Below are 22,840 nucleotides of genomic sequence, written 5' to 3' on the forward strand. Positions count from 1 at the left end.
TTTGTGTTTACGAATGGTTCTGTAAAGTAAGTAGTGTGTTTAATGAATTCAATCATTCATCCGTCCAGCAACAATTACAGCACCGCCCTCCAATTAGCGGCTAGCATCACAGCCGGACTCGCTGAAGTGCAAAGCGGGAAAGGATTTAGTCCTGTGAGTGGGACGTTTAGTACACAAGGGTTGAATATGGATTGGGTGAGTTCGATTCAGGGGATTATAGAAGAAACAGCTCGAAAAAACGAGATGAAAGAAATTACTTTGCACAAACAAGAAATGAACTTACAAGAACAGGAAGACAATAGATCATGGCATGAAAAAACAGCCATTTATGCGCAAACATTTTTGCATGGAGTTATCGAATTTTTTCAAGGTGCTGGTGATGCAGCACTAGAAAACTTTTTTGGACTACAACCACATGAGAATGATAAATTAGAAAGTAAGACAACTTACCAAGCTGGAAGGTTGGCTGGAAATGTTATATCAATAGCCGGGTCCATTGTAGAAATGTTTGAAGCTATTTCGCTCATAGGCGGATCTAATTTCTTAACGATCGTCGCAGAAGTAGGAACTGGCGGATTAGCGTCACCAATTGTTATTCCATTAGATATAGCAGCAACAGCTATTGGGGCAAGTCTTTTTGTACATGGTGGATTTGTTTGGAATAAATCGATTCAAAATACTAAGGATACTATTCAAAAAATCCAGTCTTCTGGTGGGGGTAAGGGTGCGAGTAATCGAATACCTTCTTATGGAAAAGATTCTGTACCTAAAGGTCCATACCGTGAAGTAAATGGTTATCCAATAAAAGTGAAAGCAGGAGCTCAAGAGAAGCATATTCCTGATACACCGAACTATAAACAAGAATTAGCAAATGGAAAAAATAAGAGCATTTTCTATGGCGATAATAAAATAGCACAAGAATTGCTTGATAAGTTTGCAGGAAAAGGTGAACTATTAAAAAACGGTAGAGAAAGAGTAGACTTTGGTGAGCCAATAGGAAAATATTATGACCGCAATACTGGTGAATACCATGAGACTACTAAAGGGTTGATTCATTATGGTCTTGATGGCGCTCATATAGTACCATCCAGACCATAAAAATCATAAGAAAAGAGGATGCGAATGGGGTACGATTCTTTAATTGGAACATTAATAAATTATGAACATAGTGACATGATACTAGAATGGAAAAGTGGATTGAGGATTATTGGAGAACTAGATACAGTTTTTGAAACAGACAATGGACTAGATGAGGATGATATAAATTATACAGAATATGATGCAGCTGTATTTAGAGTAAATAATATTTTATCTCGACCTAATACAAACGAAGGTACTGTATATAATTGGTTAAAACAAGAAAAAAGTTCATTGGTTGAAATTTCTCTCTATGATGATCCGCCAAGTGCAGTGTTTTTAACTGACGGAAAAAGAGTATGGGAAAGAGAAATGTGTAAATAATAGGTGGCATTTAAACTGTTACCTTATTAGTCAAATTAGATTTAGTTAATTTTGATATATGGTTTTTAATGGAATCAGAACAGGCTACTAACATATACTCTGGTATGAAGAAAAGATATCCTAATCGTAAGCTGATTCCTTTTGCTAAAAGATTTGATAATGATGATACTGCATGTTTTGAAATCGACAAAGGAAGTAAAGTTCAATTTATTCATGATTTTACTTGTGAAGGTTTTGAACGAAGAAAAGAATTTGATGACTTTTGGGATTGGGTTGAATGTGCTATGAAAGAAATGATAGATTACAATCGAAGTGAAAAAAACAATAATCAAAATCATTTAAAAATTTAATTGAATAAGTATCTTATGCTTTACGTCATGCTCCGTGGGAATACGAATTGGAGTTAGATGAGAATGGCTGGGTGTCTGTTGAGCAACTTTTACACGCACTTCACCAATCCATTGAATGGAGAGATGTGAAGATAGAAGATTTAAAAATAATGATTGAGAAATCTGAGAAAAAAGGCATGAGCTAAAAGAAAATAAAATTCGTGCGTTGTATGAACATTCTATTCCCATGAAAATAGTAAAGGAAGAAGGCGTTCCACCTAAATTTCTTTATCATGGTACATCTCCTCGCTTTTTAAATTCTATTGAATTAAATGGGCTATCACCTATGTATAGACAATATGTCCATCTTTCTGAAGATATTGTAACTGCTGAATTAGTGGGGAAAAGAAAAGATAAGCATCCTATTATTTTAGAAGTTAATACTGAAAAAGCTAGAGAAGAAGGCGTTAAATTTTATTTAGGAAATGAAAAAGCTTGGTTAGCAGATGAGATTCCTAGTGAGTTTATCGCAATTAATAAGAATTAATTGAATCTATTCTACTAGATTATGACGGCAGGAAAAAATTTTTCTTTAGGATATATATTTGAATGAACCATGTTATCTGTCTTAAAATAAACAAATAAAAGGCGAGTTACTTATGGAAAATAATCAACAAAAGAGACTTCACATTTGAGGTCTCTTTTGTTGATTTAAATTGAAAATTATTATTTAAGCGAATGCACTTTCGTACCTCGCATTTCACAGGCACATAGGCTTCAATTGATGTTATATAGTATGTTTTTCAATGTAAAGAAACATTAGAAAAAGCTGGACAATATTATTAAATAGCCGGGTCCATTGTAGAAATGTTTGAAGCTATTTCGCTCATAGGCGGATCTAATTTCTTAACTATCGTTGCAGAAGTAGGAACTGGCGGATTAGCATCACCAATTGTTATTCCATTAGATATAGCAGCAACAGCTACTGGGGCAAGTCTTTTTGTACATGGTGGATTTGTTTGGGATAAATCGATTCAAAATACTAAGGATACTATTCAAAAAATCCAGTCTTCTGGTGGAGGTGCGGCTAACGGTAAACCTAGCAGTAACAAAAATACAACTGTAGATAATTTTGATGCAAAAACAGCTACAAATAAGCAAAAAGGTAATTATGGTGAAATAAAATCTAGTGACAATTTATTGAATAATCAAAGTTTAAAAGAAGCTGGATTTGATTTAAAGCCAGTCGGAAAAAGTGCACCATCAGGCATAAATGATAAAATAGTAAAAGGAATTGATGGATTATACGAAAATGCAAATGCAGAATCAAAGATCAAATATGTTATTGATGAAGCAAAGTTTGGTAGTTCACAATTGGGGAAAACTAAAGATGGACGACAAATGTCAAATATGGATAGATGGTTCTAGACGTTTGGAATCAACTGTTGGAGAAGAAATGGCAGATAAAATTCGAGAAGAAATGCTTTTGAATCCTGAAAATGTACAAAATATACTAATTAATGTTGACAAGGATGGTAATGTGGTTAAAAACATTTTGGATTCTTCTGGGAAGAAAATAATTGAGTAAGGAGAATGAAATGAGAGATATTTTAAAAAATGAAGATTATTTCGAGGATTATTTAAATAGACAGAATAATAGAATAGAAAAATATAAAGAATTAGCAATAAAAGTAAAAAATGAAAGATCAAATGATTTAGGTAGTATTAAAAGAGCTTATGGATATATTGAATCAATTTGTATTGATAAATTTAATTGTTTATATTCAATGGGAAGACCTATGGAAGTACTAAGAGATTTTTACCCCGAAATAATTGAGGCGATGAAAAAGGGGTGGAGTGGCAAATATAGATATGTAGATTTATTGTGGGTTCTTTCTATTGGGATAATGCTTGATGTTTCAAAAGATTATATAATTGAATTAGAAAAGTTGGTAGAAAAAGAGAAATTGAATGATTATTTGATTGATTTTTTATTTAGTTATAAAGATGAAAATTGGGAAGGGAATACCACAGAATTTATCTTTGTAGACCCATATAAATCAATTTATCATGTGATCAATGCAAAGAATAAAGAAGAATCAGTAAAGGAATTGAAAGAATATTTAGAGGGGAAATGGTATAAGGGGCATAGTGATACAGGCTGGTATGACTCACATGAAAATAAAAATGATATCTACAATGGTTATTGGAGTTACGAAAGCGGAGCAATCGTAAAGATTTTAAAATTAGATGATTCAAGTTTAAAAAATACTTTATACTACCCTTATGATATGGTGCATTATCAAGGAAAATAAATGTAAGAATCCACAGTGTTCAACTTTTTACACTGTGGATTTTTTAGTTTGTGTTAAAGTATCTATAAGGGTAATGTTGGTAAGGGATCTAGTGAGCTAGAAGTAAGATTGATGCAGAACTAATTAGGAATTATCACTGTTTTTTTTATCTAAATAATCATAATATCTATAGGAGGAATCAAATAGAATGAGAGATTATTTAATTATAGAAGAAAAATGTAGAGAAGGAATTGAATATAATAAAGAGTTTATTCAAGAAAATAAAGAGGATATTAAAAGTTTAGAAGAAGGTGAGAAAAAGGGAATTCAAAGATATTCTAAGGATAATAATAGTATTATAGAAGGAACCTACTTATCAAGCTTTAATTATGAGTTAGAGGATATTATTGCAAAATATTCCCTAGGAGAAGCTATCCATACAATAGAAGGAGATTTTGACAACGCTCTTATTGATTTGAGGCATATAGGGGAAAATGAAGTTGGATATTTAAATCTAATTTGGATGATATCTCTAGGGATTTTATTAGAGACGGAGAAAAAGAATCTTGTAAGTTTAGCTAAGCTAGTTGAGAAAGAAAATATGAACGATGCAGTAATCGATTTCCTCTTATGCGCTAGTGATATTGGATACACAAAAATGACGAATGTTTATTTTAAAGAAAATCCATATGCAAAAACGAGAGAGATTATAGAACTTGCACAAGCAGATAAAAAAGAAGCATCTAAAAGATTACAAACGTACATGGAGAAAGAATGGTTTAAAGGCCATTATGATTATGAATGGAAAAATGCGCATAAAGAACCTGGATATGTAGGGTATTGGAGCTTTGAGACAGCTGCAATAGTAAAGATACTCGGACTTGATGATACAAGTTTAAAAGATAATAATCATTATCCATATGATTTGGCACATTATAAAAATGAAATGAAATTCAAGCATATAGACCTAAGTGAATATCACTATGAAGATGAGACAGAAGAAATCGAGGATATAGTAGAAGGAATTGAACATAATCCTGCATTGGAAAATATTATTCCGCCAAAATGGCATTCATTGGTCAATGAATTAATACATGACTATGAGAATATGGATGATAGTAGTTTTTATGAAAAATACAAAAAAACGATAGGAATAGGTCAAGTGTGGTTCTTACCACAAGAGTATGAAGAAGAAAATGAACAAAAAAATCTATTAGGAAGTTTAATTGTGTTTGCCCTGACGGTAAGAGATTATATATTACAACTGGACTATAAAGAAGATTTAGAAGACTACATTGATAATCTTAAAAATTTCTGGAATGTTTCAGAAACAAAGTTAGTTCAATTTATATTAGAAAATGATCAAAATTATTATGCATGGGTACCAAAAGAAGCAAGTATCCCAAATATGTATGAAGTAAAGATAGAGAGTGTCGATGTAGAGGAAGTTCTATAACGAACAAATCGAAATGTTTTTTATTATATGTAATATTAGAATGCATTTTACTAGTTAATTGAAAACAATGCATGCGTGGCAGAAAAAAGGATGTATCGTTACTAAAAATTAGAGGGAAAGAAGGGTGTTGGATTGAGTTAAGCACCTCATTGTCAATATACGACAATAGGTGCTTTTTTGCGTGCAATGAAGAAAAAATAAAAGATTCATTTTCACTCTATTTCATCTTTGAAATACATGTTATAATTTGGAAAAAATATATTCTTAATTTTTAGATAATTGAAAGGTGGTAGATTACTATATGAGTACATTAAAGAAAATTACTAACAATATTTCGAAAGTTATTATAGGAAAAAACGAATCGATAGAACTAGCAGCCATTGCTCTAATAGCAAGGGGGCATATTTTATTAGAAGATGTACCTGGAACAGGAAAAACAACGTTAGCGAAAAGCTTGGCTAAAAGTGTGGACGCTAAATTTCAAAGAATACAATTTACAGCGGATACTTTGCCGGGAGATGTTATTGGTCTTGAATATTTTGATGTGAAGGAATCCGAATTTAAAACGAGGTTGGGTCCTATTTTTGCAAATATAGTAGTAGTAGACGAAATAAATCGTGCTGTACCGAGAACGCAATCTTCGTTACTGGAAGTGATGGAAGAACGTACTGTTACGATTGCGAAACAGACACATTCATTACCAGAACCCTTTTTAGTAATTGCAACGCAAAATCCTCTTGAATCCGCCGGTACATTTCCTTTACCTGATGCTCAGTTAGATCGATTTTTACTTACTATACGCCAAGGCTATCCTACAAGAGAAGCAGAAAAGGAGATGATGAATCGTTTCCAAACAAATGATCCGTTAGAAACGTTACATTCCATTATTTCAACTGAAGAAATTATTACAGTGCAAAAGCGTGCAAGAGAAGTGTTAGTAGGGAATGATGTGCAAGATTATCTCCTTGAAATTATTGAAGCAACTCGTAACCATGAGTTAATTGAAATTGGTGTAAGCCCTCGGGGAACGTTGGCATTTATGAGAGCAATTCAAGCACGGGCAATATTAAATGAAAGAGATTACTGTACGCCAGATGATATTAAGACGCTCGCTGCATCCGTTTGTGCTCATCGTTTAACGTTAACGATTGAGGGAGAGATGAAAACGACGAAAGAACAAATTATGAAAGAAATTCTTCATACGATTAGTGTGCTAGTGGAGAATGTACGATGAATCAACAGCTTGTGTATACACCTTTAGCGGAGCCTTTCGTAATGGGGGTTATGTCAGTTGTAGCCGTTATTTTAAGTGTATTTTCAAGCAATCTACTGTTTTTATCTCTCGTATTTTTATATGTAATTTTAATAGGTGCTATGCATGTATATATACGTAAAGTATCTCGTGTTGAATGGGAATACAGTCAAGGGAGTTCGAATGTTTTTATAGGTGAAACGAATATGTGCAAAATGAAAATTTCAAACAAGTCGATATTTCCTATTCTTAATATCGTATTTCGATTTAAATGTGAAAATAAGCTAACTTGGAATCATGATGAAATAAACAAAAATTATAGTACAGGTTCAAATTATTATATGAATTTTAATTTAAAAGGAAGGGAGTCAGTTTCATTTGATTTGCAAGCTGTAGCGTTAAAAAGAGGCATCGCGAAATGGGAAGAAGTTGAAATTGTCATTACGGATCCCTTTGGATTCATAACGAACCATATAACGTATAAACAAGTTGGAACGCCGTCTTATTTAGTTTTACCAGCTGTTCCGAAAATGCAAGTTCCTGAATTGCAAGAATGGTCACGAGGGTTTCGAAAAGCGATGTCATCCCCCTTATATGATGAAACGAAAGTAATGGGAGTGAAGTCGTATGAAAATGAAGATTTTCGTTCTATCCACTGGAGTGCAACAGCGAAAACAGGGACGATAACCGCGAAAAAGTACGAGCGAACACAATCAGATAAATATGCGATATATCTCAACTTGCAAAATAAAAGCGGTATTTCTTTGCGAAATGATACAGAGGAACTCATTGAATTAACGGCAGGCATATGTAAACAACTGCTTATGCAAAACTGTTCATTTGAAGTATGGATCAATAGCGTAAAAGATAACGGTTTGCTACATATAAAGAACGGTCATAACCGAAAACATTTGCAAAATGTATTAAAAGTACTTGCCTCAATATCGGACCAAGATACTCCTGTATCGTCTACTTATTTTTACACAGCAGGCTTTCGGCGAAAAGAATTGGATGCAGTTCCTTTAATTCTTGGTACTTCCCCAAAGAAATACAGTAGAACGAATAAATGGGTCGTAATTAAAGAATAAGAAGGGGTTTATGTTATGGCTAATAAAGAGCGACATATGAAGGTGAAGGTTTGGAGTATTAGAGTTTTCATGATACTTTTCTTTACGGTTAGTGCGATAACGTTATCACAAGGTGTTGTGCATGTACAAGACATAGTAAAAGGGCTTTTTTCTAGTAAGACGGAGACAATATCGGAAAGAAATTATGATTTTACTAGTTTAGATGAACAGTTTGATGAACCTGAAAGAATTATAGATGAAGAAACAGGAGTTGTAGATACAAGAACAAAAATAGATAGGAAAATTCCACTTTTTGTACGAAAAAATTCATGGACTGATGTGTTTTCTGTTCTTTCAAATGCATGGATTAGTGTCGTTTTTTATGTAATTATTGCAGTGGTCATTCTCTATGCTTTTTATAAATTAACGAGGAGAAAGGTAACGAAATTAGAAATAGAACAGGATAAACAATCGATAACAAAAGAAAATATGGATAGAACCGAAAAGAACAAGAAAGTGAAGCATCAGTTTGAACAGCCGTTACTTAAAGATAAGATAAGGCAAACGTTAGTGGAATGGGAAAGAACATTACCGTTTCATGAACAGAGAAGGTCATATGAAACGATGCAACAATGGTTAAGCAGAATTTGTAGAACGCAAGATATTATTCCGATATATGAGTCTGTCCGATATGGAGAAAAGACGTATACGGAGTTAGATGTAGAGAAGACTGTACGATGGATAGAGCGAGACGGGAAGGCGTGACATTAATATAAGTAAATGAAATTAACTGTAAATTAATTTCATTTACTTATATTTAATTACATGGTAATGTATACTTACTTTTTTATATCTCTACCAATGTAAAAAGGTAGCCTTAGTAAAGTATTGCTCGTTGAATTTTTTTTGAGGTTATCTTCACTTCATCAATATAGAATGAAAAAGTGATGAATCCATTACGGGTATCATGTAAATAAAAAATATAATTTATATTTAAATTTTTGTGAGGGTGTGAAAATAGAATGAAACCGGTATTGAAAAACATACTCCTTTCCTTTATTTTTTCTGCAGCAGGGATGTGTTGGTTCCTATTTATGTTAGTTAGAGGAGACGGAGATTGGTTATTGTCTTGGGTAGGTGTATTAATGGCCTTTTTATCTTTATACACGTTAATAGATTTATATTGTAAGTATACATACGATAAAAAATTAAGTGAATTGTTTATCAAAGCAACAATTACTACCTTTAGTTTTGCAGTATTGGGAATCACATTTGGTATTGTACACGAGCTATTACAGCCATGGAGTCTTAGTTTAATGGTTTGGTATTGGTTGTTAGTGTTACTTTTATTTGTAACGACCATAATATTATTAGTTTTTGTATTATTTGTTAATCGTAAAAATTATAATATTCCTGGGAGATATAGAATACTTATACTGTTTAATCTATTTCTTACGTTAGCCCCAGTGCTGTGGCCATTACTACTTACTCTTATCGGGAATGGCATGAACGCTAGTGCAGGATGGTAAAAGTGAATGAACTAAAAAGTTGATATAGGGTTTTAAGTATGTAAGAGAACGTGTTTTGATAAATTGAAAACACGTTCTTTTTTTATTTTCATACATTACTTTTTCTCATCTGGGCGTCTAATTTTGAAAGTAAGTATTTCGTAAGGAATGGATAAGAAAAAAGAGAGATTTATTATATAAGATGAAAGTGTAGCTTGAATCAATACGATATGGATAGAGGAGAGAACCTTATGAAAAAATGTACTTCAATAAAGTTAGGAAGTTTTGCAGTTTTAATAGCGGGTACTACTCTTTTCGCACCAGGTTTTAATGTGAAAGCAGAGTCTACTCAAAATATTTCTAGTCCGTCACAAGCACAGGATCAAAAGAATCGGAATAGTTGGAAACAAATAATGCAGGAAACAGTACAGCTTGGAACACCAGGGGTATTAGCGAGGGCATCAAACAATGGAAAGATTAGTAGTTATACTGCAGGCGTCGCGGATTTAAATAGTAAGAAACCAATGAAATCGGATTATCGTTTTCGGATTGGAAGTGTGACGAAGACTTTTACTGCTACGACTGTTCTTCAATTAGTAGGAGAAAATCGTGTACAACTTGACGATTCTATTGAAAAGTGGCTACCTGGCCTCATTCAAGGAAATGGATATGATGGCAATCAAATTACGATACGTCAACTTTTGAACCATACAAGTGGTATAGCTGAATATTTAAAGTCAAAAGACGCTGACATTATGAATTCGAAAAAAACGTATACAGCAGAAGAAATAGTGGAAATAGGGCTTGCTCTACCTCCAGATTTTTCGCCAGGTAAAGGTTGGTCGTATTCAAACACGGGATACGTAATACTAGGAATGCTTATTGAAAAAATAACTGGTAATAGTTATGCGGAAGAAATTGAAAAGCGAATTATTGAACCTTTGGACTTGTTAAATACGTTTTTACCAGGTAATTCACCAGTCATCCCAGGAAAGAATCATGCTCGAGGGTATATGAAAATTGACGAAACAAGTGAATTGAAAGACATGACGTATTATAATCCGAGTTTAGCTAATTCAGCGGGAGATATGATTTCAGATGCGGACGATTTAAATAAGTTCTTTTCATCTTTGCTCGGTGGTAAGTTATTGAAAGAACGCGAGCTAAAAGAAATGCTTACTACAGTTCCAATAGAAGGAAAAGATCTTGGTGATGGATATGGCCTTGGGATCTATGAGACGAAACTTCCAAACGGTGTTTCAGTTTGGGGTCACGGAGGAGCAATTCCTGGGTTTATGACTTTTGCTGGCGGAGTAATTGGAGGCAAGCATACATTTGCTGTCAATGTTAACTCTTTAGGTGCGGCTGGTATTCTTACACAGTTTAATAAAATGATGCAAATTGAATTTAAGAAATAAATGAAAAGAATGTAAATGGGATCCTGTTTTAAGGGCAGTATTAGTATTCATAGTATGGCATCAAGTGTAATTCAAACTTATAGTCTGGTGGTAAAAAAGGATGTCGGTTACACGACATCCTTTTTTATTGAGAATCAAAGAGGTGTGTTTTGAATTTTGAAAATTGTTATTTTTGCAATCATTCCATATAATGAAAGGTATAGGGGATATACAGGGGAGTTATGAATGGAGAATACTTTAGTTTGTTAATTGTTTTTATTTTAATAAATAAAAGTAAATTGATTTGGAGTGAAATTCATTGGGAGAAAATCAGTTTAGATGGAGTAACACACAATTACGAGAACATGTTGAAGTAATAGATGGTAAAAGAAGTCCGCACATTTTATGTAAGAACGCAACTTATTTAAATTCCTATATGCGCGAGTGGATGCAAGCAAATATTTGGATCTATGATGACCGGATTGTTTATGTAGGGGAAAAGCTGCCAGTGCAACTGCATGAATGTGAAGTCATTGATTGTGATGGAAAGTATGTAGTTCCAAGTTACATAGAACCTCATGCACATCCGTATCAATTATATAATCCTGAAACTTTAGCGAATCATGCGATGCAGTTTGGGACAACAACTTTTATTAATGATAATTTAACTTTATTTTTCACATTACAACGTGAAGAAGCATTTCGTTTATTAGATGAATTTGAAAAGATTCCAGCAAGTATGTATTGGTGGTGTCGTTTTGATGGACAAACTGAATTGCAAAACGGGGAAACTTTATTTAATCGTGAAGAAATAATAGAATGGCTTAAGCATAAAGCAGTTCTTCAAGGCGGCGAACTAACAGCGTGGCCAAAACTATTACATGGCGATGATGAAATGTTAACTTGGATGCAGGAAACGAAGCGATTGCAGAAGAAAGTAGAAGGACATTTTCCAGGTGCATCTGAAACGACTTTAGCGAAGTTAAAACTGTTAGGTACAGATTGTGATCATGAAGCGATGACAGGGCAGGAAGCTTTCACTCGTCTTATGCAAGGTTACACTGTTTCCCTAAGAAATTCTTCAATCCGCCCAGATTTAGAAGTTTTACTGAAAGAATTGTTGGAACTAGGCGTAAAGCAGTTTGATAGATTCTTTTTTACAACAGACGGCTCACATCCTTCGTTTTATGAGAATGGAATGACAAACGTTATGATTTCTACCGCGATAAAACAAGGAGTGCCAGTAATAGATGCATACGATATGGCAAGTTATAATATTGCTCGTTATTATAATATGGAACATGTACATGGTTCGATTGCGACAGGTAGAATTGCTAATATCAATATTTTAGAAAGTAAAGAAAACCCAGTACCAATTAGTGTCCTTGCAAAGGGGAAATGGGTGAAGCGTGACGGTGTAAATACACATGAGGCATTACATATAGACTGGAGTAAACATAAAGTAACTCCATTATCATTAGATTGGTCAATAGAAAAAGAGGATATGATTTTCTCTAATAAAACGGGGATACACTTATTAAATAACGTTATTACAAAACCATACACTAGTGAAATCAATATAGACTGTGATGAATTGTCCACAGATCATGATGAATGTTTCCTTATGATGATTGCCCGTGATGGCAGTTGGCAAGTGAATACAGCTGTGAAAGGTTTTGCGAAAAAACTAGGTGGGCTTGCTAGCTCTTATTCTGGTACAGGTGACATCATTCTTATCGGAAAAAGAAAAGAAGATATGCTAACAGCTTTTCGTAGAGTAAAAGAGCTCGGTGGTGGAATGGTCATAGTAGAAAACAATGAAGTGTTACACGAAATAGCATTACCATTGCTCGGGATTATGTCTAATTTAAAAATGAGAGAATTAATACAGGAAGAGAAACAGATGGTGAAATTACTACAAGAGCGTGGCTACGCGTATGATGATCCAGCATTTACAATTTTATTCTTTTCTGCGACGCACTTGCCTTTTATACGAGTAACACCTATAGGATTATATGATGTGAAAAGTAGTAAGGTAGTTGCCCCGCCCGTGAATTTGATAAAGCAATATTAAAAGGAAAGATCCTATAAAAATTTTATTTTATAGGATCTTTCTTATTATTAGCATAAGAATATTGTAAGCCTCAAATGATATAGTATCTAAATCATTTGAGGTGATATGTAAATATGAAAAAAATATTTTACATTTTAAGCGTATTTATTCTGTGTGTATCGATACAACACGTTGTACATTCCCAATCAGATGCACCAGAGTTATCTTCGGATTGTCTCGAAGAAAGAAAAGTTAGAGATGAAAAGTATGTGAAGAATATAATACAGGACATTAAATCCACATTTAATTTAAATATTGATGAACATAGTTTTTGGGAAGTAAGTAAAAGAGATTTGGAGGCTGCCCATTTGATGTATGGTGGAAAGGAAAATGATTCTTATTATAATTCGCTAACTAAAATTTATGACAGTGGTAGATTTAGCGAACAGCCCAGCCTATTTGTGAGGGCGCAAGAAGCATTTTTACTTTATAAAGAACAAGATAATATCAATGTAATGAAAAGCCTAAAACTAGACGTTGAAAAAGGGGAATGGCTCGTTATAAAAACGAAAAAGAAGAAAGGGAAAAAAGTGAAATTCAAGCCGTTGCAATGTGAAAAAGATTATATGAAAAAGAGAAATGAATAACAAAATACTTATTCATGCTATTTTATTCAACGATATTTTGCTGTTGATATGAAATAACAAAGGTAAACGAACATATTAGCTTTATGGAATATGTTTGTTTACCTTTGTTTGAGAGATTTAAAAATTGGGATGTTGTTAGTTGAAATTTATTTACTGGCTAATGAGCTTATAGCATTCAATGAATTTGTTCTTCATAAACATTAGATTTTGTGTCAAATGATTTATACATTGCCGAATCACCTATGTATATTTTATTCTACAGTATTTATAAAAAATGTTGGCTATTCATAAGAAATATAATTGGCACAGTTTTTGCTTGTATTACATGTAAGGAAGGGAGATTGTATGTAAGGAATCTGTACTCGTAATAGTATAAAACAAGCTACTATTGCATTATTAATCATATTTGTATTTATGGCGGAACTGTAAATACATACAAATAAGTGGTTTTTTGGTTTTAAAATTCTGAATTTTCTTTTAAATTGTTAGGGGGCAATGGTATGGTTAAATATTCGAAAATTTCTAAGTGGATTCTTGGTGTGGGACTAGTGACGATAACATGTAATGGTTTGCAAATTCAAGCAGAGACAAAAGAGAAAAATGTGAAGAACGTATTACAAATGGAGCCGGTAGGAATACAGAAATCTGTTGATGAATTGGCGCACCCTTCAAAAGTACAAGAAAATGCATCTTTTACAAAACGATTAAAATTAGCGGATTTATCGCAGCGTCCACTAGCACCAACCGATAATATTAAACCGTTAGCTGAAGAAAAAAAGTATTCAATGGCTGAGTTAAATCAATTAAATAACAAACAATTAACTGATCTTCTTGTGACAATTAAATGGTATCAAATTCCGGAATTATTTCAGTTTAATAGTGATAGTCTTAAATTCTATCAAGATGATAGTCGAATGCAAGCAATTATTAATAAACTAGCAGAACAAGGACAAACTTATACGAAAGATGATTCAAAAGGAATTGAAACATTAGTAGAAGCTCTACGTGCAGCATTTTATTTAGGTTTTTACCATGATGAATTAAGCAAACTAAATGAGCGTAGCTACCATGATAAATGTTTACCAGCTTTAAAAACAATTGCAAAAAATCCAAATTTCAAACTTGGTACATCAGAACAAAATAAAGTAATTGCATCATATGGAAAATTAATTGGAAATGCATCAGCAGATGTTGAAACGGTTTTATATGCAGGTGAAATTTTTAAACAATATAACGATAATCTTGCAACTTTCATTGAAGACCGAACAAAAGGAGACGCTATATATGAGTTGATGAAGGGAATTGACTTTGATATTCAGACGGATATGTACACGACTGGAAAAGAGCCAAAAGATACGATGTGGTATCGAAATATCGATAACTTTATTAATGAAATAAATCGTTTTGCACTACTTGGTACAGTAACAAATAAAAACGGATGGTTAATTAATAATGGAATTTACTATGCTGGCCGATTGGGCAAGCTTCATAGCACGCCGACAAAAGGACAACAAGTTGCTACAGATGCAATGCGAATTTATCCATATTTAGGAGAGCAATACTTTGTTGCGGCAGAACAAATTACTACAAATTATGGAGGAATAGATGCGAATGGAAAAACTGTAAATTTAGATCAAATTCGAGAAGAGGGTAAAAAGAAATATTTACCGAAAACGTATACGTTTGATGATGGTGCAATTGTCTTTAAAGCTGGGGATAAAGTTAGCGAAGAGAAAATTAAACGTCTATACTGGGCGGCAAAAGAAGTGCGTTCTCAATTTTATCGTACAGTTGGTAGCGGTAAACCACTTGAAAGTGGACATGCTGATGATGTGTTAACGATGGTTATTTATAATAGCCCAGATGAGTATCAATTTAATCGTCAACTGTACGGATATGAAACGAATAATGGTGGGATTTATATTGAAGGGACAGGGACTTTCTTTACATATGAACGTACACCAGAGCAAAGTATTTATAGTCTGGAAGAATTGTTCCGCCATGAATTTACGCACTACTTACAGGGAAGGTACGAAGTTCAGGGATTATGGGGCCAAGGGGAAATGTATCAAAATGAACGTTTAACATGGTTTGAAGAAGGGAATGCAGAGTTCTTTGCAGGTGCAACGCGATTAGATAGTGTAGTACCACGAAAAAGTATAATTGGTGGGTTATCTAATGATCCTACAAAACGTTATACAGCATCACAAACATTAAATGCGAAATATGGAACGTGGGATTTTTATAATTATTCGTTTGCACTACAATCATATATGTATAATAAGCGCCCAGAAATGTTCGATAAAGTACATGATTTAATTCGCGCAAATGATGTTTCAAGTTACGATGAATACCGTGCTACATTAAGCAAAGATAATAAGTTAAATGAAGAATATCAATCTTATATGCAAATGCTTATTGATAATCGTGATAAGTATACAATTCCACAAGTATCAGATGAGTATTTAACTCAGCATGATCCAAAATCGCTTTCGGACGTTACTTCAGATATTACGAATGAAGCGAAACTAAAAGATGTGAAAGTAACAAAGAATAAATCACAATTCTTTAATACATTTACACTACAGGGGACATATACAGGAAGTGCGGCTAAAGGAGAAGTTGAGGACTGGAAAGTGATGAATGAAGCAACAAATGATATGTTGAAACGCCTTTCAGGAAAAGAGTGGACTGGATATAAAACATTGACTGCTTATTTTGTAAATTACCGTGTAAATAATGCTGGGCAATTTGAATATGATGTTGTGTTTAGCGGAGTGAATACGGAAGAAGGTACGGCTGTAGAAAAAGAACCAAATAATTCATTTGAAACAGCAAACCCACTATCTTTGAATATTTTGTTAAGAGGAACCTTGAGCGATCAAGATCAGGGGGATAAATTTGTTATTGATGTAAAGGATCAAAAAGATTTACAAATTTCGGTTACGAACGAACAAAATCTTGGATTGAACTGGGTATTATATTCTGAATCAGATCTAAATAATTATGTAGCTTATGCAACAAAACGTGATGGAAACAAATTGCTTGGAAATTATAATGCAAAGCCAGGGAAATATTACTTAAGTGTATATAAGTATGGTGGTGGAACAGGGAATTATACGGTACAAGTAAAATAGTTTACTATAGTTTGTTTTGAAAGGCTACTTATCGCATTTTGTAGCGAAATAAAGTAGTTTAATGTTAAACATTAAACTACTTCAATATATCCCTGTTCTAATTATAGAACAGGGATATATTGGCTTTACATTTTTAAATTAAATAATCTCATTGGATTTTGATAAGAAAATAATTAATATAGATTTGAATTCTCATTCGTAAAGCATGTTTTAATCTTCTTAATGCTCTTTCATTTTTGTCTCAATGTTTGTTTTCAAATCAGTGGATACTCGATTGAAATACCCCAAAACGATCTTCCTAATATCATCGGATATAACTTTCAAATCACTAGCTAAGTTTTCAGCGAGATGTTCTTTTTCTATTGGCTGTAACTTCGTATAAAATTCACTAGCCTGCGTAAAGTTATCCTGTTTCGTTATAGAAGTTCTTTCAAGTTTACCTTCAACGTACCTTCCTTCACCGGTTGTAATTTGATTAGCAGGTGTCCAATCTTGCTGCTGGTTAATCGTTAATTTACGAAATTCGGGACCAATTCTTCTTCTTTGTGAATCACTGTAAATGTTAGCGCGCCCTTGCAGCATTTTATCATCTGATAGTTCTGCACCATCCAGTAAATTAGAAGGGGAGAATGCGACTTTTTCTACTTGTTCCATAAAATTTTCAGGATTTTTATTTAATACCATTTTCCCGACTGGTATGAGAGGATACGTTTGTTCATCCCATACTTTTGTGTCATCTAAAGGATCATAAGAAAGGTGCGCTTCATCTTTCGGATCCATGAGCTGGACGTATAAACCATACTCCACTGGTTTACCATTTTCAATAGCATCATATAAATCTTTCCCGCTATAATCAGGATTTTCGGCAGCTAGTTTAATTGCTTCTTTACTAGTAATGTACTGTACACCTTCAAACGGGTACCAATGATACTTTACATACTTTCGATTACCTTCCGCATTTCTCCATACATATGTATTAACACTATGTCCTGGAATGTGGCGAAGACTTTTGGCCGTACCATTATTAGAGTATAAACGGACAACAAAATGAATAGATTCAGGTGCTTTAGCGACAAAACTCCAAAATCTATTAGGGTCTATTAAGTTATTTTTAGGTGAAGGCAATAATGCTTGAATCGTTTCAGGGAAACGCATCGGATCACGGACAGAAAAAACAGGAATGTGATTACATAAAAGGTCAAAAATGCCTTCTTTTGTATAAAATTTTGTAGAAAAACCGCGTACATTTCTAGCAGTATCCGGTGTTCCTTTCGTACTAACAGCTAACGAAAATCGCACCATAACAGGAACTTTCTCATTAGAATTTTGTAAAAAACTTAATTTAGTATGTTCAGACATCGAATATATCGTTTGAAAATAACCGAACGCACCAAATCCTTTTACATGAACAGGTCTTTCTAAAATTTTTTCATGAATAAATTCTTGTAACGTCTCGTGAAGTACACTATCTTGCTCTAGAACAGGTCCACGTGAACCAACTGTTTGTGAGTGGAGTGTAGCTTGTTCATTACGTTCTCTATCTTCATTAAAGTCATTCCCTAGTAAAGATTGCCCCTGTTTATCATAGTTTTCATTCATCGATATAGCCTCCAAATTTATTTCGTCTATTGTTACTAAATATGATTTTATAACCTTGATTATGTATGACATGCAAAGTAGTAACAGACCGCTAGATGAAAAAAATGCACATGTAGTGGACCTGTTGAAATAGAAGAAATTATGGAAAAATGAATATCGTGAAGAAAATTACTATTAAAATTTTAATCTGAAAAATAAATTTATAGAGAATAAACATAAATAAACAGGGAAAATAACTAGGAGGAATTTAACATGTCGGATTGGTTTCAATTAGATAAGGAATATATGATGTCTACGTATTGTCGTACGAAGGTTGCAATAGAAAGAGGAGAAGGGTGCAAGCTTTATGATGTGGATGGTAAAGCGTATATAGACCTATTTTCTGGCGTCGGAGTAAACGTATTAGGGTATAATCATCCGAAAATTGTGCAAACAACAATGGAACAAGTTACAAAATCGTTGCATCTGCCGTTTCATTTTTTAAACCCAGTTGCAATTGAGTATGCTAAGAAATTAGTGGATTGCTCATTAAAAAACGGAAAGGTCTTTTTTACAAACTCAGGTACGGAAGCGACAGAAACGACGTTGAAATTAATTGATAAATATAGAGCTAATATGAATGAAGAATGTGAAGGAATTGTAGTGCTAAAGAATAGTTTCCATGGGCGTACGTTAGGGGCACTACATTTTACGAGACAAGAAAGTGTATATCAAAATTTCCCTGAAACATCGATTCCTGTATACGAAGTAGAGCGCGAAAATATAGACCAATTAGAAGAGACTATTATTAAAGAAAACCCAATTGCGATTATGCTAGAGCCTGTATTAGGAAGTGGGGGGATTTATCCTTTATCAAGTGAATATTTGCATGGTATTCAATATTTATGTGAAAAATATAATGTACTTCTTGTCGTTGATGAAGTTCAAAGTGGTATGGGGAGAACCGGGAAACTGTTTGCGTATCAAAATTTTAATATTACACCGGACATTATTCAAATTGGTAAAGGAGCAGGAGGCGGGATACCGCTAGGGGGAATTATTGTAGGTGAAAAGTTATGTGATGTATTTTCACCAGGAGATCACGGGACAACATTTGCTCATTCATCAATGGGAACAGCTTTAGGTTTAACTGTATTAAATACATTACTTGATGAGGGGTTAATGCAAGAAGCTTATGAAACGTCACTATATTTGAATGACAAACTGCAAGACATTCAGAAAGAAAATTCTTATTATATTCAGGAAGTGCGTCATGCTGGCATGATGTTTGGAATTAGTCTGAATGATACGAATGAAAATGTGAAGAAATTACAGGTTGAGCTAATGAATAAAGGAATGTTAGTCGATGTAACACAAGGGAATATTATTCGATTACTTCCGCCGTATATTATTACAAAAGAGGAAATTGATGCATTTATTAATCAGTTTATTTCTTGTCTGGTTAAAGTAGCTGTTTTAACAATTGTTTAAAAATAAATTTCAAGTTCTACTCTTCAGAATACATTCTTTTTTGAATTGTAATTTATGAAAAAAAAACTATCTTTTATACAGATAGTTTTTTTTTCATAAATATATCAGTAGCTATGAAATATTCTTAATTATTTCTTCAGTTGTGATTGGTAAAATAGTATGTCTTCATCTACCAAAAAAATGTGTCTAAAAGGGGAATAATTTGAGTTATTGATTTGAATTTTAAAAGTTTTATTTCAGAAGCATTATTTTATTTAGTAATTTATATATTACTAGACGACATTTGTCTGGTAAAAAGCCAAAAAATAAGAATGCTAGAACATTTTCAAAAAAATAACATACGAATATAAATATAATGAGAATGAGGTGATATGTTGGAATACAAGGATATTCAATTCACGTCCTTACAAATGAGAACTGATAGATTTGGGTGGGCCGGTATTCAATATACAAATAAAAAGCAAGCTATTTTATTTACTCGAAATGGAGGGGAAGAATGGGATATTGTCAATCCTCTTAATTCTATAATATTATCCATATATCCGATAAACTCTCGAAGCTCTTGGGCATATGGTTTAACAAAAACGAATGATAATCTAGTGCCTGCTATATTTTATACAGTTAACAGAGGGGAAAAATGGAGTGAGTTTATTTTACCAATTGAAGAAAATTGGGAGAAATCGACTGATGTTCAGGTACAATTGCATGCCACGAATATGGATAGTATATGGATTATAATATCTAGAAAACTCGCATCGAATAAATTTGAGCATAATTTGTATTATTTGAAAACTAAAGGACAAGTATGGAAGGTAATAAGAAAAATAAATATTAGTGATAGTATATCAGGTGTAACATTTATAAATAGGTTAGTTGGTTTTATTTCTCTACAAAAAAAATATAAAGAATCAACGATATATAAAACGATAGATGGTGGTAGAACTTGGCACCCTATAAAAAACAATCAGAATATTCAAGAGGTTAATAACGGGAATTCCATGGCTTATAAAACGATCTATAAAAATAACTTGTTAGCGATACCAACAAAAACGAATGATAATATATTTTTTATAAATTATTCATTTGATAAAGGTAATACATGGCATACTCCAAATCGAAAAATAAACACTAGTAAAGTTGCTATTTCTTTTTTCAGTGCACATTATGGTTGGGTTATAAATAGTGAGAACGGAGATGTGTATCAAGTAAAGAAAAAAGCATCGGAATGGATAAAATTATCAAGTAATCCGTTGTTAAAAAATGTATTTTGTTTACATTTTATAAATGAGCATAGTGGCTGGGCTTGTAGTAAAGAAGAAATATTTACTACAACAGATAGGGGTATAACCTGGAAGAAAGTGTTATATAAAATTAATCATATTGATAAATTAACTTAAAAAAGAGTCCTAAAAAATTAGGACTTTTTTTATGATTTTTAAAAGGCGAGAGTTGTAATATACATAATTAGAAGGGGGAAGGATAAAAGCGTAAAGCATATATTTTCAAAAAAATGGACGTTTGTTTTTACACAGTACAATCCATTTTTGAATATATTGATAAAGTAGCAAATTTAGAGGGAATAGTAATACTTAATATTTTATGTTCATATTAATGATGCCACATGGTGTGTAAAAAAGGGGGATTGTAATGAGATCATTAACAGTTATTATTTCGTATAGTGATAGAGCACAAATATTAGAAGATTTAATTAAAAATGTATGGGAGCTAAACCCAATTGAAATTATTGTTATGCTCCCTAATGATAGAAGTAAATTATATGAAATAGCAAAGAAATATAGATGCCGAATTGTTTTGACAGAGAAATATAGTGGGCATTATCGCGGATATGAAGCTTTTATAAAGGAAGCAAGAGGAGATGCTTTATTATTTTTAGATGGTAAATTTTCATTATCTACAGATGAAATGAAGGGATTTATTGAACCAATTGTTACAAATCAGGCTGATGTAATTTTGAATAAAATAGATAAGTTTATAGAAATAGATAAATGTCCGAATGTGGATATTGTATGGAGAAAAATGTTAAATGAAATTTTAGGTCGGCCAGATTTAAAATGCAATTCAATGCTTTCATTACCATATGTGCTTACGAAGGAAGTATTGGTTAATATCGGTTGTGATTTTATAGAAGATGCCATTCTTTCTCATATCAAGATTGTGAGTCAAGGGTGGCGGATTAGCGATCAATATGCAATAAACACTTTATCTAAAGATGAAACTTTAGAAGAAAAAGGATATTTAATAAAAAAGGAACTATCAAAAAATGAAAAAGAGAAAGTGAAAAAATATCTAATTGGAATATCTAAAGGGATAGAGGAAAAAGGGAGAAGAGGAGGGTTTACTGATGCAGGAAAAAGAAGAGATATTATTCAAAGGTTAGGTGAATTAAAACAATACCCTTGTTATCATCAAGGTTTTGGGATGCATTCTTCAATTTATGGTGGAAAGCAACTTTCTGTAATTATACCGGTGCAGGATGAAGAAGAAACTATAGAACAAGTGATACTTGAGACTAGAAAAATAGAACCGCTAGAAATTATTGTTGTTGTAAATGGGTCAACAGATAATACCGCCAATATTGCTAAAAGTCTTGGTGCTACTGTTATTAAATATAACGAGCGACTTGGCCATAATGTTGGACGTGCAATTGGGGCACTTGAAGCGATAGGAGATATTCTCTTATTTATTGATGGTGATTTTAGTATTTCAGGAAGTGATTTGCATTGCTTTACGCAAGCAGTCTCAGATGGTGTAGATATAGCATTAAATAATCTAAATCCAAGTTTAAATCCGCCTTTTTATATTGTTGATATTGTAAAGTATATGCTTAATTTAGCATATAATCGTCCTGAATTAAGTAATGGTTCGTTAGTAGCTATTCCACATGCAATGAGTAGATCATGTTTAGATGCAATAGGATGGGAAACTTTATTATGCCCTAGCCTTGCTCAAGTGAAAGCTATATTACAAGGATACAGAGTAGAGTGTGTGCACTATGTAGATGTTGTAAAGCCGAATAGAATTCGTTTAAAAGAACATGTAGATTACACTGGGCATCCTCCAGCAGTATTAAGAATTCTGGGTGATCATATTGAAGCACTCTCCTACTTAATAGAAAAGTTAGATTAGGGCAATGAGTTATATAAGAGAAT

The 22,840-nt window shown here is 33.0% G+C and carries 15 protein-coding genes and 4 pseudogenes; 18 read left to right on the forward strand and 1 reads right to left on the reverse strand.

From position 1 onward, the window contains the following. Nucleotides 1-57: 57 nt before the first annotated feature. The 15 genes and pseudogenes from ACXKY9_RS12890 to colA all read left to right on the forward strand — a co-directional run. Nucleotides 58-1,098, forward strand: a pseudogene (locus ACXKY9_RS12890) (polymorphic toxin type 50 domain-containing protein); the annotation flags it as partial. A 24-nt stretch (nucleotides 1,099-1,122) separates the two neighbouring features. Continuing rightward, a complete protein-coding gene (locus ACXKY9_RS12895; RefSeq protein ID WP_000540188.1) occupies nucleotides 1,123-1,461 on the forward strand; it encodes a hypothetical protein in 339 nt (112 codons plus the stop codon). A gap of 26 nt (nucleotides 1,462-1,487) precedes the next feature. Next, a pseudogene (locus tag ACXKY9_RS12900) lies at nucleotides 1,488-1,811 on the forward strand (hypothetical protein); the annotation flags it as partial. Nucleotides 1,812-1,858: 47 nt separating this feature from the next. Then, nucleotides 1,859-2,337, forward strand: a pseudogene (locus ACXKY9_RS12905) (RNA 2'-phosphotransferase). A gap of 299 nt (nucleotides 2,338-2,636) precedes the next feature. Beyond that, nucleotides 2,637-3,378: pseudogene (locus ACXKY9_RS12910) on the forward strand (hypothetical protein); the annotation flags it as partial. 10 nt (nucleotides 3,379-3,388) lie between these two features. Further along, nucleotides 3,389-4,105, forward strand: a complete 717-nt coding sequence (locus ACXKY9_RS12915; protein ID WP_001204725.1) for a PoNe immunity protein domain-containing protein — start codon at nucleotides 3,389-3,391, stop codon at nucleotides 4,103-4,105. A gap of 187 nt (nucleotides 4,106-4,292) precedes the next feature. Continuing rightward, nucleotides 4,293-5,540 (forward strand): PoNi-like cognate immunity protein, encoded by a 1,248-nt coding sequence (locus ACXKY9_RS12920; RefSeq protein ID WP_001205872.1) that lies wholly within the window; start codon nucleotides 4,293-4,295, stop codon nucleotides 5,538-5,540. Nucleotides 5,541-5,841: 301 nt separating this feature from the next. Next, nucleotides 5,842-6,774 (forward strand): AAA family ATPase, encoded by a 933-nt coding sequence (locus ACXKY9_RS12925; protein WP_000105677.1) that lies wholly within the window; start codon nucleotides 5,842-5,844, stop codon nucleotides 6,772-6,774. Further along, the gene (locus tag ACXKY9_RS12930; RefSeq protein ID WP_001075950.1) at nucleotides 6,771-7,880 is read left to right on the forward strand and encodes a DUF58 domain-containing protein; all 1,110 of its coding nucleotides are present in this window, start codon (nucleotides 6,771-6,773) and stop codon (nucleotides 7,878-7,880) included. Before ACXKY9_RS12925 ends, ACXKY9_RS12930 begins: the two co-directional genes overlap by 4 nt. A gap of 15 nt (nucleotides 7,881-7,895) precedes the next feature. After that, nucleotides 7,896-8,624 (forward strand): hypothetical protein, encoded by a 729-nt coding sequence (locus ACXKY9_RS12935; protein ID WP_001284445.1) that lies wholly within the window; start codon nucleotides 7,896-7,898, stop codon nucleotides 8,622-8,624. A 257-nt stretch (nucleotides 8,625-8,881) separates the two neighbouring features. After that, nucleotides 8,882-9,388, forward strand: a complete 507-nt coding sequence (locus ACXKY9_RS12940) for a DUF3902 family protein (protein WP_000805742.1) — start codon at nucleotides 8,882-8,884, stop codon at nucleotides 9,386-9,388. A 230-nt stretch (nucleotides 9,389-9,618) separates the two neighbouring features. Beyond that, a complete protein-coding gene (locus ACXKY9_RS12945; protein ID WP_000710662.1) occupies nucleotides 9,619-10,785 on the forward strand; it encodes a serine hydrolase domain-containing protein in 1,167 nt (388 codons plus the stop codon). A 298-nt stretch (nucleotides 10,786-11,083) separates the two neighbouring features. Next, entirely contained in the window at nucleotides 11,084-12,838 is a 1,755-nt protein-coding gene (locus tag ACXKY9_RS12950) for an adenine deaminase (RefSeq protein WP_000504436.1), read from the forward strand. A 113-nt stretch (nucleotides 12,839-12,951) separates the two neighbouring features. Next, nucleotides 12,952-13,464, forward strand: a complete 513-nt coding sequence (locus tag ACXKY9_RS12955; protein WP_000719376.1) for a hypothetical protein — start codon at nucleotides 12,952-12,954, stop codon at nucleotides 13,462-13,464. Nucleotides 13,465-13,964: 500 nt separating this feature from the next. Beyond that, a complete protein-coding gene (colA, locus tag ACXKY9_RS12960) occupies nucleotides 13,965-16,601 on the forward strand; it encodes a collagenase ColA (protein WP_176887167.1) in 2,637 nt (878 codons plus the stop codon). 219 nt (nucleotides 16,602-16,820) lie between these two features. Here the strand turns inward: colA and ACXKY9_RS12965 are convergent, their stop codons facing one another. Beyond that, entirely contained in the window at nucleotides 16,821-18,200 is a 1,380-nt protein-coding gene (locus tag ACXKY9_RS12965; protein ID WP_001005108.1) for a catalase, read from the reverse strand. 252 nt (nucleotides 18,201-18,452) lie between these two features. On the opposite strand from ACXKY9_RS12965, the gene ACXKY9_RS12970 reads away from it, so the two are divergent. The 3 genes from ACXKY9_RS12970 to ACXKY9_RS12980 all read left to right on the forward strand — a co-directional run bounded on the left by ACXKY9_RS12970 (nucleotide 18,453) and on the right by ACXKY9_RS12980 (nucleotide 22,817). Next, nucleotides 18,453-19,670, forward strand: a complete 1,218-nt coding sequence (locus ACXKY9_RS12970; RefSeq protein WP_001286499.1) for an aspartate aminotransferase family protein — start codon at nucleotides 18,453-18,455, stop codon at nucleotides 19,668-19,670. 374 nt (nucleotides 19,671-20,044) lie between these two features. Continuing rightward, complete coding sequence (locus ACXKY9_RS12975; protein ID WP_000455780.1) at nucleotides 20,045-21,067, forward strand: VPS10 domain-containing protein; 1,023 nt, start codon at nucleotides 20,045-20,047, stop codon at nucleotides 21,065-21,067. Between the two features lie 250 nt (nucleotides 21,068-21,317). Then, nucleotides 21,318-22,817 (forward strand): glycosyltransferase, encoded by a 1,500-nt coding sequence (locus ACXKY9_RS12980; RefSeq protein ID WP_001257269.1) that lies wholly within the window; start codon nucleotides 21,318-21,320, stop codon nucleotides 22,815-22,817. The last annotated feature ends 23 nt before the right edge of the window (nucleotides 22,818-22,840 follow it).

It is taken from the genome of Bacillus sp. 2175 (assembly GCF_057812155.1).

What these genes read in the sequence shown, in the direction of transcription:
- ACXKY9_RS12980 (WP_001257269.1), top strand. Translation starts at nt 21,318, where the DNA reads ATGAGATCATTAACAGTTATTATTTCGTATAGTGATAGAGCACAAATA.
- ACXKY9_RS12915 (WP_001204725.1), top strand. Translation starts at nt 3,389, where the DNA reads ATGAGAGATATTTTAAAAAATGAAGATTATTTCGAGGATTATTTAAAT.
- ACXKY9_RS12955 (WP_000719376.1), top strand. Translation starts at nt 12,952, where the DNA reads ATGAAAAAAATATTTTACATTTTAAGCGTATTTATTCTGTGTGTATCG.
- ACXKY9_RS12930 (WP_001075950.1), top strand. Translation starts at nt 6,771, where the DNA reads ATGAATCAACAGCTTGTGTATACACCTTTAGCGGAGCCTTTCGTAATG.
- ACXKY9_RS12920 (WP_001205872.1), top strand. Translation starts at nt 4,293, where the DNA reads ATGAGAGATTATTTAATTATAGAAGAAAAATGTAGAGAAGGAATTGAA.
- ACXKY9_RS12935 (WP_001284445.1), top strand. Translation starts at nt 7,896, where the DNA reads ATGGCTAATAAAGAGCGACATATGAAGGTGAAGGTTTGGAGTATTAGA.
- ACXKY9_RS12925 (WP_000105677.1), top strand. Translation starts at nt 5,842, where the DNA reads ATGAGTACATTAAAGAAAATTACTAACAATATTTCGAAAGTTATTATA.
- ACXKY9_RS12895 (WP_000540188.1), top strand. Translation starts at nt 1,123, where the DNA reads ATGGGGTACGATTCTTTAATTGGAACATTAATAAATTATGAACATAGT.
- ACXKY9_RS12970 (WP_001286499.1), top strand. Translation starts at nt 18,453, where the DNA reads ATGTCGGATTGGTTTCAATTAGATAAGGAATATATGATGTCTACGTAT.
- colA (WP_176887167.1), top strand. Translation starts at nt 13,965, where the DNA reads ATGGTTAAATATTCGAAAATTTCTAAGTGGATTCTTGGTGTGGGACTA.
- ACXKY9_RS12945 (WP_000710662.1), top strand. Translation starts at nt 9,619, where the DNA reads ATGAAAAAATGTACTTCAATAAAGTTAGGAAGTTTTGCAGTTTTAATA.
- ACXKY9_RS12965 (WP_001005108.1), bottom strand. Translation starts at nt 18,200, where the DNA reads ATGAATGAAAACTATGATAAACAGGGGCAATCTTTACTAGGGAATGAC.
- ACXKY9_RS12940 (WP_000805742.1), top strand. Translation starts at nt 8,882, where the DNA reads ATGAAACCGGTATTGAAAAACATACTCCTTTCCTTTATTTTTTCTGCA.